This window comes from Paraburkholderia bryophila (genome assembly GCF_013409255.1).
Classification (GTDB): domain Bacteria; phylum Pseudomonadota; class Gammaproteobacteria; order Burkholderiales; family Burkholderiaceae; genus Paraburkholderia.
This window is the reverse complement of record NZ_JACCAS010000002.1, coordinates 2,261,873-2,274,819: the sequence shown is the minus strand read 5'-3', so window position 1 is coordinate 2,274,819 and position 12,947 is coordinate 2,261,873. Positions and strand designations below refer to the sequence as shown.

Annotated in this window: 13 protein-coding genes; 10 read left to right on the top strand and 3 right to left on the bottom strand. The window is 63.9% G+C overall.

The window, feature by feature from the left end; all coding sequences use genetic code 11:
* Positions 1–6 precede the first annotated feature (6 nt).
* The 6 genes from GGD40_RS31130 (at position 7) to GGD40_RS31105 (ending at position 6,233) form a co-directional block, all read left to right on the top strand.
* Entirely contained in the window at positions 7–1,482 is a 1,476-nt protein-coding gene (locus GGD40_RS31130) for an NAD-dependent succinate-semialdehyde dehydrogenase (RefSeq protein WP_179746224.1), read from the top strand.
* A gap of 113 nt (positions 1,483–1,595) precedes the next feature.
* Positions 1,596–2,495 carry a LysR family transcriptional regulator gene (locus tag GGD40_RS31125; RefSeq protein WP_179710413.1) on the top strand — a complete coding sequence of 300 codons (900 nt, stop codon included), beginning with the start codon at positions 1,596–1,598 and terminating at the stop codon, positions 2,493–2,495.
* A 124-nt stretch (positions 2,496–2,619) separates the two neighbouring features.
* Positions 2,620–3,942, top strand: coding sequence for an MFS transporter (locus tag GGD40_RS31120; protein WP_179746223.1), 1,323 nt, complete (start codon positions 2,620–2,622; stop codon positions 3,940–3,942).
* Positions 3,943–4,021: 79 nt separating this feature from the next.
* The gene (locus GGD40_RS31115; RefSeq protein WP_179746222.1) at positions 4,022–5,062 is read left to right on the top strand and encodes an amidohydrolase family protein; all 1,041 of its coding nucleotides are present in this window, start codon (positions 4,022–4,024) and stop codon (positions 5,060–5,062) included.
* Positions 5,059–5,727 carry an RraA family protein gene (locus tag GGD40_RS31110; RefSeq protein WP_179710417.1) on the top strand — a complete coding sequence of 223 codons (669 nt, stop codon included), beginning with the start codon at positions 5,059–5,061 and terminating at the stop codon, positions 5,725–5,727. The genes GGD40_RS31115 and GGD40_RS31110 overlap by 4 nt, the downstream gene beginning before the upstream one ends.
* Before the next feature lie 107 nt (positions 5,728–5,834).
* The gene (locus GGD40_RS31105) at positions 5,835–6,233 is read left to right on the top strand and encodes a hypothetical protein (protein ID WP_179746221.1); all 399 of its coding nucleotides are present in this window, start codon (positions 5,835–5,837) and stop codon (positions 6,231–6,233) included.
* Between the two features lie 58 nt (positions 6,234–6,291).
* Here the strand turns inward: GGD40_RS31105 and GGD40_RS31100 are convergent, their stop codons facing one another.
* The 3 genes from GGD40_RS31100 to gcvA all read right to left on the bottom strand — a co-directional run bounded on the left by GGD40_RS31100 (position 6,292) and on the right by gcvA (position 8,932).
* Positions 6,292–7,146 (bottom strand): AraC family transcriptional regulator, encoded by an 855-nt coding sequence (locus GGD40_RS31100; protein WP_179710420.1) that lies wholly within the window; start codon positions 7,144–7,146, stop codon positions 6,292–6,294.
* Positions 7,147–7,164: 18 nt separating this feature from the next.
* The gene (locus GGD40_RS31095) at positions 7,165–7,881 is read right to left on the bottom strand and encodes an alanyl-tRNA editing protein (protein ID WP_179746220.1); all 717 of its coding nucleotides are present in this window, start codon (positions 7,879–7,881) and stop codon (positions 7,165–7,167) included.
* Between the two features lie 160 nt (positions 7,882–8,041).
* The gene (gcvA, locus tag GGD40_RS31090; protein WP_179746219.1) at positions 8,042–8,932 is read right to left on the bottom strand and encodes a transcriptional regulator GcvA; all 891 of its coding nucleotides are present in this window, start codon (positions 8,930–8,932) and stop codon (positions 8,042–8,044) included.
* A gap of 131 nt (positions 8,933–9,063) precedes the next feature.
* Here gcvA and GGD40_RS31085 point away from each other — a divergent pair, with 131 nt between their 5' ends.
* The 4 genes from GGD40_RS31085 (at position 9,064) to GGD40_RS31070 (ending at position 12,943) form a co-directional block, all read left to right on the top strand.
* Complete coding sequence (locus tag GGD40_RS31085) at positions 9,064–9,909, top strand: transketolase (protein WP_179746218.1); 846 nt, start codon at positions 9,064–9,066, stop codon at positions 9,907–9,909.
* Positions 9,906–10,904 carry a transketolase family protein gene (locus GGD40_RS31080; RefSeq protein ID WP_179746217.1) on the top strand — a complete coding sequence of 333 codons (999 nt, stop codon included), beginning with the start codon at positions 9,906–9,908 and terminating at the stop codon, positions 10,902–10,904. The genes GGD40_RS31085 and GGD40_RS31080 overlap by 4 nt, the downstream gene beginning before the upstream one ends.
* 105 nt (positions 10,905–11,009) lie before the next feature.
* Entirely contained in the window at positions 11,010–11,774 is a 765-nt protein-coding gene (locus tag GGD40_RS31075; RefSeq protein ID WP_179746216.1) for an SDR family NAD(P)-dependent oxidoreductase, read from the top strand.
* 125 nt (positions 11,775–11,899) lie between these two features.
* A complete protein-coding gene (locus GGD40_RS31070; protein WP_179746215.1) occupies positions 11,900–12,943 on the top strand; it encodes a TRAP transporter substrate-binding protein in 1,044 nt (347 codons plus the stop codon).
* The last annotated feature ends 4 nt before the right edge of the window (positions 12,944–12,947 follow it).

The window sequence follows — 12,947 nt, the reverse complement described above, 5'->3', positions numbered from 1 at the left end:
CACCCCATGTCTCTCGCCTTGACGCGCGATGAACTGATCCGCACGCACAATCTGATCGACGGCCAATGGACGGAGGCCGCCGACGGCGCGCGCTTCCCGGTCACCAATCCGGCCACCGGCGAGCAGATCGCCGAGGTCGCGAACAGCGGCGCAGCAGACGCGCGCGCCGCCACCGACGCCGCCGCCCGCGCCTTCCCCGCCTGGCGCGACAAGCTGCCGCGCGAGCGCGCCGAGTTGCTGCGCCGCTGGCACGCATTGATCGTCGCCAATACCGACGACCTCGCGAAACTGATGTCGATGGAGCAAGGCAAGCCGCTCGCCGAAAGCCGTGGCGAAGTCGCGTACGGCGCGTCGTACGTTGCGTGGTTCGCCGACGAGGCGACCCGCATCTACGGCGATCTGATTCCGCAGCAGCAGCGCGGCAAGCGCATGAGCGCGGTGAAGGAACCGCTCGGCGTGGTCGCGGCGATCACGCCGTGGAATTTCCCGCTCGCGATGATCGCCCGCAAGATCGCGCCCGCGCTCGCGGCCGGTTGCACGGTGGTCGCCAAGCCCGCCGAAGATACCCCGCTCACCGCACTCGCCCTCGCCGCGCTCGCTCAGGAAGCGGGTCTGCCGAATGGCGTGCTGAACATGCTGTCGGCGTCGCGTGAACAGGGCATTGCGGCGGTCGCCGACTGGCTCGCCGATGCGCGCGTGCGCAAGATCACGTTCACCGGCTCGACGCCGGTCGGTAAGCATCTGGCGCGTGAATCGGCCGGGACGTTGAAAAAACTCTCGCTGGAATTAGGCGGCAACGCGCCCTTCATCGTGTTCGACGACGCCGATCTCGACGCCGCCGTCACCGGCCTGATGGCGTCGAAATTCCGCAATGGCGGACAGACCTGCGTGTGTCCGAACCGCGTCTACGTGCAGGCCGGCGTTTATGAACGCTTCGCCGATCTGCTCGCGACGCGCGTCGCGGCTCTGAAGGTTGCACCCGCAACCGACCCGGACGCGCAGATCGGCCCGATGATCAACGCGCGCGCCATCGACAAGATCGCACGTCACGTGGAAGACGCCGTCGCGCACGGCGCGAAAGTGCTGACGGGCGGCAAGCGCCTGACCGAACTCGGCCCGAACTACTACGCGCCGACCGTCCTGACCGGCGCGCAGGACACCATGCTGGTGTGCTGCGAGGAGACCTTCGGCCCGGTGGCGCCGCTGTTCCGTTTCACCGACGAAGCCGAAGCGCTGCGTCTGGCCAACGACACGCCGTTCGGCCTCGCCGCCTACTTCTACACGCAGGACGTGCGGCGTATCGACCGCGTGGCCAGCCAGTTGGAAGCGGGCGTGATCGGCATCAACGAAGGCGCCGTCTCCAGCGAAGCGGCGCCCTTCGGCGGCGTGAAGGAATCGGGCTACGGCCGCGAAGGATCGAAGTACGGACTCGACGATTACCTGTCGATCAAGTACCTGTGCCAGGGCGGCTTCGATCGATAAGCGGCCTGGTTCATCCGCGACGATCGGGCGAAGTTCTATCCGACGAAACCCGCCCGACCGTCGCCGACCCGTTATCCTGTGCCTACCGGAAATCAGGTATCAGGACGAGCGTGATGAACCTTAGGGCCCTGCAGTGCTTTGTGATTCTTGCCGAGGAACTCAATTTCAGCCGCGCCGCCGAGCGCCTGCATATCGCGCAACCGGCGCTGAGCCAGCAGATCCGTTCACTCGAAGAACGGCTCGGAACACAACTGGTGGACCGAGCCAGGCGTCCGCTGGTGCTGACCGAGGCCGGCCATTATCTGTGTAGCGAAGCGCGGCAGATTCTCGGCTCGGTGGAACAGGTAACGCGCGCGGCGCAGGAAATCGGCGTGGGCCGGCGCGGCTGGCTCAGTGTCGGCTTCACGCGTTCGTCGATGTACAGCGTTTTGCCGCCCGCGCTCAAGGCGTTTCATCACGCGTATCCGCAAGTCGAACTGAAGCTCTTCGAGATGCTCACCGAGGAACAGACCGATGCGTTGCGCGATCTGCGCATTCATATCGGCATCGGCCGGCAGCCTGTTGCCGTGGAAGGCTGCACGTCGTATCCGCTGATGCGCGAACGCGTCATGGCCGCGCTCGAACCGAATCATCCTCTGGCGGCGCAACAAACCGTGCAGATCACGGAACTCGCCGATACGCCGTTGATTCTGTATCCGAAGCACCAGAACGCGCAGTTCAAACGCTCGGTGCTCTCGCTGTATCGCGATGCGGGCGTCACGCCGTTCGTTGCGCACGAGGCGTATGAAATTCAAACCGCCATCGCGCTGGTCGCCGCGGGACTGGGCGTTACGTTCATTGGCGAATCGGTGGCGCGGCATGGGCGCAACGACGTCGTGTTCCGCCATCTCGCGGGACCGGGTTCGTCGTATCGTTCTACCCTCGCGGCCACTTTCCGCACCGATGATGCATCGCCGCATCTGCGTGCGTTTCTCGACTGCCTGCCGCCGCCGCTCGCCGACGCGGCACTATAAGCAAAAACCTATACAAGCATAAGTAAGCGGTCTTGGACGGCTGATCCGCGCGTTCTTATCATGGGCTCACACATGATAAAGAACGCAGCGGCAGCAATGACTGTCGCCACACGGAGACACGTCAATGCCCTCAATCGATGAAGCCGCAACCATGCGCAAAGTGTATGGGCGCCTGATGCCCCTGCTCTTCGCGATGATGTTCTTCAACTACCTCGACCGGATCAACATCGGTTTCGCCGCGCTCGACATGAACAAACAGCTGGGCTTCAGCCCGGCCGTGTTCGGCTTCGCCGGCAGCATCTTTTTCTTCGGCTACATGCTGCTGGAAGTGCCGAGCAATCTTCTGTTGCATCGCGTCGGCGCACGCCGCTGGATCGCGCGCATTCTGCTCACGTGGGGCGCGGTCGCGGCGGCCACCGCGTTCGTGTTCAACGATTCGAGCTTCTACGTGCTGCGCTTTACGCTCGGCGTGATGGAAGCGGGTTTTCTGCCGGGCGTCGCGGTGTATCTGACCAAATGGTTTCCGGTGCGCTACCGGGCGCGCGCGGTGGGCGGCTACATCATCGCGGGGTCGTTTTCGGCGGTGCTGGGCGGTCCGATCTCGACCGCGTTGATGACCTACGCGAACGGCGTGCTCGGTTTGCAGGGCTGGCAATGGATGTTCATTCTCGAAGGCGTGCCCGCCATGCTGCTCGGCCTGGTGACGCTGCGCATCATGACCGAGCGCCCCGCCGACGCCGACTGGCTTTCCGTCGATGAAAAACGCTGGCTCGAAACCACGCTCGCCACGGAACGCGAAGCGCTGGGCGGCAACACGCATTTTCCGCTGCTGCGCGTAGCGAGCGATATTCGTGTGTGGAGCCTTGCGTGTCTGTTCGGTTGCGCGCTGGTCGGCATTTACGGCCTGTTTCTGTGGCTGCCGCAGATCGTCAAAAGCCTCGGCCATCTGACCAATCTCGAAGTCGGTTTTCTTTCGGCCGCGCCGCCCTTGTTCGGCGTGTTGGGCACCTTCCTGATCAGCCGCAGTTCGGACCGCACCGGCGACCGCAAGAAACACCTCGCGTTCGTGTACGGCATGAGCGCGCTGGCTATCGCCGGTAGCGCGTATGCGCCGAGTCCCGTGATTGCTTATGCGCTGCTGTGCGTGACCGGCCTGTTCATCTATGCGGGCAACCCGCTGTTCTGGAGCCTGGCGTCGTCGTTCAGAACCGGCGCGGCGGGCGCGGCGACTATCGCGCTGATCAACACGATTGCGCAGTTCGGCGGGCTGGTCGGTCCGTGGAGCATCGGGCTCGTGCGCAACGCGACCGGCAATTTCAAGCTGGCGCTGCTGACCATCGCGGCGTTCCTGATCGTCGCGACGATCATCGCGCTAGTGATGCGCGTCACGCCACCTGAAGACGAATCAACCTCGCTCGCCCATGGCGATGCGGCGCCACGAACCTGAGGACCGCGCGCCGGATCAGCGCATTGAATCCGGCACACGCAGGCACACGCATGAGCACAACTGAAGGGTATTGCACACCATGATCATCGATTGCCACGGTCACTACACGACCGCGCCTCCCCAGCACGAAGCCTGGCGCGCGCAGCAGATCGCCGCGCTGAAAGACGGCGGCACGCCGCCACCCCGCCCCACGATTAGCGACGACGAGATTCGCGACAGCATCGAAAACGGTCAACTGCGAATTCAGCGCGAACGCGGCACCGATCTGACGATTTTCTCGCCGCGCGCCGCCGGCATGGGTCATCACCTCGCCTCTGCCGAAGCCAACGCGGTCTGGTCCAGCGAGTCCAACGACCTCGTGCACCGCGTATGCGAACTGTTTCCGCGCAACTTTGTCGGCGTGTGCCAGTTGCCGCAGGCGCCGGGTGTGCCGCCCGCCAACTGCATTGCCGAATTGCGGCGCTGTGTCGAAGAGCTCGGGTTTATCGGCTGCAATCTGAATCCGGATCCGTCCGGCGGTCACTGGTCGGGTCTGCCGATCACCGATCGAAGCTGGTATCCGCTCTATGAAGCGATGGTCGAACTCGATGTGCCGGCCATGATTCACGTGTCGTCGTCGTGCAATGCGAATTTCCACGCCACGGGCGCGCATTACATCAACGGCGATACGTCGGCGTTCATGCAGTTGCTGCAAGGCGATCTGTTCGCCGACTTCCCCACGCTGCGTCTGATCATTCCGCACGGCGGCGGCGCGGTGCCGTATCACTGGGGACGCTATCGCGGCCTCGCGCAAGACATGAAACGCCCACTGCTCAGCGAGTATCTGCTGAACAACGTGTTCTTCGACACCTGCGTCTATCACCAGCCCGGCGCCGAATTGCTCGCCAAGGTGATTCCGGTCGGGAACATTCTGTTCGCGTCGGAAACGATCGGCGCCGTGCAGGGTATCGATCCGGAAACCGGCCACTACTACGACGACACGCGCCGCTATATCGACGCGATCGACTGGTTGAGCGCGGCGGACCGCCAATGTATCTACGAAGACAACGCCCGCAGCGTCTATCCGCGTCTGTCGCGGCAACTCGATCGTCAATTCGCCACACAAGGGGCAACGGTATGAATCCAATCGGCTGGCGCGAATACGAGTCCGCGCCTCAGGCCCAAGCGGCCACACTCGACGCGTTGCGGGAACTGGCGGTGTCGCTGCTCAGCGACAACATGGCGCGCTCAAGCGGCATGGTCGGCTTGCGCCCTTACCATCAACCACGGCCAATGGCCGGCACCGCGGTCACGGTCCATACGCGGCCGGGCGACAACCTGGCGATTCATCGCGCGTTCGATTTTTGCCGGCCTGGCGACGTGCTGGTGATCGACGGTGCCGGTGATCTCACGCAGGCGCTGATGGGCGAAATCATGGCGAGCTTCGCGGAAAGTCTCGGCGTGCAAGGCCTCGTGATCGACGGCGCGATTCGCGACGTCGGTGCACTTCGGCTGCGCGATTTTCCAGTGTACGCACGGGGCGTGACGCACCGTGGGCCGTACAAAAACGGGCCGGGCGAGATCAACGTGCCGGTGACGGTGGGCGGCATGGCGGTGCATCCGGGCGACATCATCGTCGGCGATGAGGATGGCCTTTTAGCAATCGCGCCCGCCGACGTGGAAGCCGTCATTGAAGGCGCGCGCCGCCAGCACGCGAAGGAAACGGCGTCGCTCAAAGCCATCGCCGAAGGACGCTTCGACCGCTCGTGGGTCGTGCCGCAACGGGAACGGATGATGAACAACTGACTTTCCCTGCGGCGCGAGCGCGGGCATGATAGCGGCGGTACGGCGCGCGGCTTCATGGTCCGCGCTCGCACGCGTCTTCCCACAACCCTGCAGGAATCATCTCCGTTATGGCGGACTATCTGAACGCGGCGACGCTGTTCGACCTCGCGCGTGAAGCGGAAGCGCACGTTGCTACGCCTTGCTCATGCACGAAAACGCCGCTCGACGGCTGGCAATCGCAGCCGTTGTCGATCGACGAAACGCAGTTCGAAGAAGTCGGCACGCTGATGCCGGAGGACGATCCGGAGCCGACCTTTAGCGAGTATCTACCGGGCAAGACGAATTACTGGGCAGCCGACGCGCCGATTGCGCCGCGTTACTTTCCGTATAACCGTTGTGCGGTCTGGCAATGCTCGCTGTGCAGCCGCATTTATTTGCGTTACACCGAGGGCGGTGGATATTTTGTCGATCGGCGTATGCGCTTGCTGCAGGCGGCGTTGATCGAAGATGTGCCGCTACCGGCGTGAGTTTTTAGGGCATGCGGTGCAGTACGCGCCTTAGCGCTCCCACGCGCCCGCAAGAAAACTAATGCCCCGGCTTCATCGCCGCGTACTTCCCCGGCGTGATCCCGTACGCTCGCTTGAACAAACGATTCAGATGGCTCTGGTCGTAAAACCCGACAGCCGCGGCGGCGCTCGCCGCGTTGTGCCCGGTCGCGAGCAGCCGTTTTGCGGCCAGCAGCCGCACTTGCGTCGCATAAGCGTGCGGCGGCAAACCAAACTCCTTGCAGAACGCTCGCGTCAGATAGTAGCGGCTCAATCCCACCAGTTCCGCGAGTTCATCAACTGAGATATCGCGCTCGTAGTTGGCCTCGAGATATTCACGCACCTGGGCCATCTTGTGCGCTTCACGGCGCGCCTCGCCGTAGCTCTGCGCGGATTCGCCATATCGGCCGACCAGCATGCCCATCGCGCCCCACCAGTTCGCCTGACGCTCCAGCAGCGACACCGCGCGCTGTTCGTCGAGGCTCGCATGTGCTTTCACCAGCAGACCCGCAAGGTGCGGATCCTGATAGAGCCCTGGCGGGATCAGCAACGGACTGTCGGCGCGCGACTCTGGCGAAAACACGGCGCTCAGCGCGCCCAGCCCTTCCATGTCGAGATAAATGGCCCGGTAAATCCATTCGCGGCCTTCCCACACTTCGCCGCTGTGATACTCGCCCGGTCCGAACACCAGCACGCTGCCCGGTCCGGCGACGTCGCTACCCGCGCGCGTATGGCATTGCCCCGCGCCGCTCTCTGTCATGACGATGACGAGTTCGTCGTGCAGATGCCGGTCGAACTTGTGATCGCCATAACGGGCGGTCGCGAGACACGCGCCGTCGAGCGCGCCATCGCGCCAGCAGACCACTTCCGGTTCGCTTTTATCCGACGTTTGCATGACGGGTCCTCACGGTGTTCATCCAACCAGTTCGATTCTGACACGGCGATTGCGGCGGCCCTTGTTCTCGATCTTGCCGATACGGATCTGACGCGACTGAGCGGTGTTGCTCAGATGCGTACCGCCGCAAGCCTGCCGGTCCAGATCGCCGATCTCGACGATCCGCACGCGGCCGTCCGACGTGGGTGGCGGCGCGACCGACAAGCTACGAATCAAGCCTTCGGTCGACTGCGCTTCGGTTGCGCTGACGTAATAGATGCGCACGTCCATGGCACGGCGGATCACCTCATTGACGGGTTCTTCGAGCGCGCGCAGCGCGTCGTTGTCCGCGTCGGGCAGATCGAAGTCCATGCGCGCCGTGCCGTCGGCATTGATCTGCGCGCCGGTCACGAGCGCGCCGGCGAAACGCTGGTACACCAGCGCGTTGAGAATATGCGTGCCGGTATGCAGTTGCGCGACGGTGGCGCGGCGCGCGGCGTCGATCGCGACATGCACGTCGCCGCTCAGTTCGAGCGGTTCGTCGAGCAGATGCCACAGCAGACCGCCTTCCGCCGCGATGCCGGTAATGCGCGCGGCGCCTCGCGCGTGCGTCAGCGTGGCCGCGTCCGAGACCTGGCCGCCACCGCCCGGATGCAGCGCGGAACGTCCCAGTACGACCGCGCCGGGTCGCGCGGCGAGTACCGTCGTGTCGAAATCCAGCAGATCCGGCTGTTCATGGCAAAGGTAGTGCGCCACGGTGAGGTTCCCGTATGAGATGACGAATGAGGCTAAGCATACTGAGTCTCAGGGGTGGGCGTCTTGGTTAAAAATGCTCTCGGTCGTGGCGAACGGACCACGGCCTCACGGCGCGCCGGCTCAGTCGAATCACCGGCATACGGCCCGTCAAAACACCCACTCACCGCTCCAGTTCCGCAAACAACCAGTCCTGAAAGCTATGCAGCTTCGGCAAGTCGGTGCGCGACTTCAGCAGATTCAGCGTATACCCCCGCACCTCCAGTCCCTCCAGCCCGAACGGCGCGACAAGCCGCCCCGTTTCCAGTTCGCGTTGCGCGAGCAGCAGGCTTTCGAGGCACACGCCGAGCCCGTCGACGGCGGCGCTCAACGCCATGAACGAGCGATCGAAACGCGGCCCACGTCCAATATCGACCCGCGTCTTTCGATGCAAACGCATCCAGTCACGCCAGCTCACCAGACAGCCTTCGCTATGAATCAGCGGATGGTGCTGCAGATCCGCGACGCCCAGCAGCGGATAGTCGCCGCTCATCAGCGCGGGCGAACAGAGCGGCACGATCGTCTCCGGCGGTAATTCGAGCACCAGCGTGCCGGCCGGTTGCAGCTTGCGCGGCCCATAGCGAATGTCGATATCGACCGCGCCTGAAATCAAATCCGCCGCTTCCGACGACGCATTCAAGCGCACATCGATATCGGTATGTGTAGCGCTGAACCGCGCGATACGCGGCATCAGCCATTGCGTCGCGAAGCTCGGCGTGCAGTGAATCGTCAAGATGTCGCTTTTCGCCACGCGGCCGATCTCGCGGGTGGCCGCGTCGATCCGCCCGAACGCCGAGGTGATTTCCTCGGCGTATTGCCGCCCCGAGTCGGTCAGCAGCACCGTGCGATGCAGCCGATGGAACAGACGAATGCTCAATTGCTCTTCGAGCAGCTTGATTTGATGGCTGATCGCGGACGGCGTCACGAACAGTTCTTCTGCTGCAAGCGCAAACGACGAAAGCCGCGCGGCGGCTTCGAACGCTTGTATCGACTTGAGCGTGACGCGATTGTGCATGGCAGCACCCAGGTGAATTCAATTCATCTATTGGCCATCTTAATTCGTTTGAGCGCAAACGGGCGCGAGATTACGCTTGAATCACTGGCCGCGGTGTCGATGCGGACCACAAAAAACCAAGGAGACGCCCAGTGAATCCCAGCGAAACCGCCCCTTACACCGAGCTCGCCGAGCACGCGTATCAGATCCGCCGCAACGCGCTGCGAATGGGCGAAGTGCAAGGCCAGGGCTATATCGGCCAGGCGCTCGACATCGCCGACGTGCTGGCGGTCGCCTACTTCCGCGCCCTGCGTTATCGCGCCGACGACCCCGACTGGGAAGGCCGCGACCGCTTCCTGCTGTCCAACGGCCACTACGCGATCGCGCTCTACGCGGCGCTGATCGAGGCCGGCATCATCGCCGATGAAGAACTGGAGACCTACGGCAGCGACGACAGCCGTCTGCCGATGTCCGGTATGGCGAGCTACACGCCCGGCATGGAGATGTCCGGCGGCTCGCTCGGCCAGGGCCTGACGATCGCGGTGGGCCGCTGCCTCGGCCTGAAGCGCAAGCAATCGGACGCGTTCGTCTACACGCTGTTCTCCGACGGCGAACTCGACGAAGGCGCGGTATGGGAAGGCCTGATGTCCGCCGCGCACTGGCAATTGGACAACCTGATCGCGATGGTCGACGTGAACAACCAGCAAGCCGATGGGCCGTCGTCGAACGTGATGGCGTTCGAGCCGCTGGTCGACAAGCTGCAGGCGTTCGGCTGGTTCGTTCAGCGCGTGGACGGCAACGACCTCGCCGCCGTGGTCGCCGCCTTCGACGCGGCGCGCGCGCACCCTGAGGCGCAGCCGCGCATTATCGTCTGCGATACGCGGATGGGCTGTGGCGTGCCGTTCCTCGAAGCGCGCGAGAAAAACCACTTTATCCGCGTCGACGCGCACGAGTGGCAACTCGCGCTGCAGGCGCTGGAAGCCGGGAGAAACGTATGAGCGCCGCCGCCCCGAAAGCGCGTTTGAAAACCTCGGCGATGATCGCGTCGATTGCCGGTGAAGGCCAGATCACGCGCTCGGCGCCGTTCGGTCACGCGCTGGTCGAACTGGCGCGCAACCGGCCCGAGGTGGTCGGCATGACCGCCGATCTCGGCAAATACACCGACCTGCATCTATTCGCCAAGGAATACCCCGACCGCTTCTATCAGATGGGCATGGCCGAGCAACTGCTGATGGGCGCCGCGGCCGGCATGGCGCACGAAGGCGCGCAGCCGTTCGTCACCACCTACGCGGTATTCGCCGCGCGCCGGGCTTACGACTTCATCCACCAGGCAATCGCCGAAGACAATCTCGACGTCAAGCTAGTCTGCGCGCTGCCGGGCCTGACGACCGGTTACGGCCCAAGCCACCAGGCGGCCGAAGACCTCGCGCTGTTCCGCGCGATGCCGAATCTCACGGTGATCGATCCGTGCGACGCGCTGGAAATCGAACAGATGGTGCCCGCCATCGCCGATCATCGCGGCCCGGTCTACGCGCGCTTGTTGCGCGGCAACGTGCCCGTCGTGCTCGACGAATACGGCTATCGGTTCGAGCTCGGCAAAGCAAAGCTGCTGCGCGACGGCGACGAAGTGCTGATCGTCTCGTCCGGAATCATGACGATGCGCGCGCTGGAAACCGCGAAAGAACTCGCCGCCGACCGCATCGACGTGGGCGTGCTGCATGTGCCGACCATCAAACCGCTCGACTCCGTCACGCTGCTGCGCGAAGCGCGCCGGCCGGGGCGGCTGGTGGTCGTCGCGGAGAACCATACGGTGATCGGCGGGCTCGGCGAAGCGGTGGCCAATGTTCTGCTGACCAACGGCGTCACCCCGCCGTTCCGCCAGATCGGCCTGCCCGACGCGTTTCTCGACGCGGGCGCGCTGCCCACGCTACACGACCGCTACGGGATTTCCACCCTGGCCATGTGCGACACGATCAAAGGCTGGCTGCGCTGAACCGCCTTGAAAACCAGCAAGCGTAGGCACCGCGTAGTCACCGCGTAGTCACCAATAGCCAGCAACGTAGCAATCCATAAGCATTCCATTCAGGAGATCCGCATCATGTCCGAATCACGTCTTCTCGACGGCAAAGTCGCTGTTATTTCCGGCGGAGCGTCGCCGCGCGGTATCGGTATGGCGACCGCCCGCATGTTCGCGGCGCACGGCGCGCGCGTCGCGATTTTCGATCTCGACGAAAACGCCGCGGTGGAAGCCGCCGCATCGATCGACAGCGCGCATCGCGGCTATGCCTGCGACGTCACCGATCGCGACGCGTGTCAGGCCGCCGTCGAACGCACTGTTGCCGACTTCGGCGCGATCGACGTGCTGATCAACAACGCCGGGATTACCCAGGCCGCCAAGTTGCTCGATATCGATGCGGCGGGCTGGGACCGGATTCTCGACGTCAATCTGCGCGGCGTGCTGTACCTGTCGCAAGCGGTCGTGCCGCAAATGAAGAAACAGAAGAGCGGCTCGATCGGCTGCATGTCGTCGGTGTCGGCGCAGCGCGGCGGCGGCATTCTCGGCGGGCCGCACTATTCGGCGGCCAAGGCGGGCGTGCTCGGTCTCGCGAAGGCGATGGCGCGCGAACTCGGCATCGACGGTATTCGGGTGAACTGCGTAACGCCGGGTCTGATTCAAACCGACATCAACGCCGGCAAGATCAGCGACGACAAACGCGGCGAGATTCTCGCCGGCATTCCGCTCGATCGTCTCGGCGTGCCCGACGACGTGGCCGGCGCATTCCTGTTTCTCGCGTCGCCGCTGTCGTCGTATATCACGGGCGCGGTGATCGACGTGAACGGCGGGATGCTGATTCACGGCTAATGCACGGCTGATTTACGTTACGCAAGCGATAGACAAGACGGGCGCGGCGAGCCATACGTGCAGCCACCGCGCCTCGAAAGCAAAAAACCATAACGACGCGCGATCCGGAATTGGAGGAAGACACCATGACTACCCGTTCGAACGCCCCGCAGGGCATCAGTCGCCGCACCTTTCTGAAGGCCGGCGCGACCTTGACCGCCGCCGCGCCGTTATGGAGCGTGTCGCGCCGCGCGCTGGCCGCGCCCGAGTTTTCGTACAAGCTCGCCACCGGCCAGGACCCCACGCATCCGGTCAACATCCGCGCGCAGGAAGCGATCAATCACATTCGCGACGCGACCAACGGCCGCCTCGACATCAAGCTGTTTCCGCAGAATCAGCTTGGCTCCGACACCGATCTGCTCTCGCAGGTGCGCAACGGCGGCGTGGAGTTCTTCAACCAGGCCTCGTCGATTCTGGCGACGCTCACGCCGGCCGCCGGCATCGTCAATACCGGTTTCGCGTTCAAGGATTACGACGCGGTCTGGAAAGCGATGGACGGCGACCTCGGCAATTACATCCGCGCGCAGATCGCCAAATCCGGCATCGTGTCGGTCAGCAAGGTGTGGGACAACGGCTTCCGGCAAATCAGTTCCTCCACGCGTGCACTGCGCACGCCGGCCGATCTGAAGGGCTTCAAGATCCGCGTGCCGCAGGCGCCGATGCTGACCTCGCTGTTCAAGGCGCTCGACGCGGGCCCCGCGCCGATCAACTTCAACGAACTGTATTCGGCGCTGCAGACGGGCGTGGTGGAAGGCCAGGAGAATCCGCTGCCGATCATCGCCACCGCCAAGCTCTATGAAGTGCAGAAGTACATCAGCCTGACCTCGCACGTGTGGGACGGTTACTGGATTCTCGGCAACCGAGCCGCGTGGGAACGTCTGCCGGCCGACATCCGCGCGATCGTCACGCGTGAGTTCGAGAAGGCCGCGATGCTGCAACGCGCGGACATCGCGAAACTCAGCAACTCGCTGCGCGACGATCTGAAGTCGAAGGGCATCACCTTCGTCGACGTGGATCGCGAAACGTTCCGCGTCGCGCTGGCCAAGACGAGCTTCTATCGCGACTGGAAAGGCAAATATGGCGACGAAGCCTGGGGCCTGCTGGAGAAGTCCGTCGGAAAACTGGGGTAATGCG

Excerpts from the sequence above, each read along its gene's own strand:
- GGD40_RS31075 (WP_179746216.1), top strand. The coding sequence starts at position 11,010 with ATGTCCGAATCACGTCTTCTCGACGGCAAAGTCGCTGTTATTTCCGGC.
- GGD40_RS31100 (WP_179710420.1), bottom strand. The coding sequence starts at position 7,146 with ATGCAAACGTCGGATAAAAGCGAACCGGAAGTGGTCTGCTGGCGCGAT.
- GGD40_RS31125 (WP_179710413.1), top strand. The coding sequence starts at position 1,596 with ATGAACCTTAGGGCCCTGCAGTGCTTTGTGATTCTTGCCGAGGAACTC.
- GGD40_RS31105 (WP_179746221.1), top strand. The coding sequence starts at position 5,835 with ATGGCGGACTATCTGAACGCGGCGACGCTGTTCGACCTCGCGCGTGAA.
- GGD40_RS31130 (WP_179746224.1), top strand. The coding sequence starts at position 7 with ATGTCTCTCGCCTTGACGCGCGATGAACTGATCCGCACGCACAATCTG.
- GGD40_RS31115 (WP_179746222.1), top strand. The coding sequence starts at position 4,022 with ATGATCATCGATTGCCACGGTCACTACACGACCGCGCCTCCCCAGCAC.
- GGD40_RS31120 (WP_179746223.1), top strand. The coding sequence starts at position 2,620 with ATGCCCTCAATCGATGAAGCCGCAACCATGCGCAAAGTGTATGGGCGC.
- GGD40_RS31080 (WP_179746217.1), top strand. The coding sequence starts at position 9,906 with ATGAGCGCCGCCGCCCCGAAAGCGCGTTTGAAAACCTCGGCGATGATC.
- GGD40_RS31070 (WP_179746215.1), top strand. The coding sequence starts at position 11,900 with ATGACTACCCGTTCGAACGCCCCGCAGGGCATCAGTCGCCGCACCTTT.
- GGD40_RS31110 (WP_179710417.1), top strand. The coding sequence starts at position 5,059 with ATGAATCCAATCGGCTGGCGCGAATACGAGTCCGCGCCTCAGGCCCAA.
- gcvA (WP_179746219.1), bottom strand. The coding sequence starts at position 8,932 with ATGCACAATCGCGTCACGCTCAAGTCGATACAAGCGTTCGAAGCCGCC.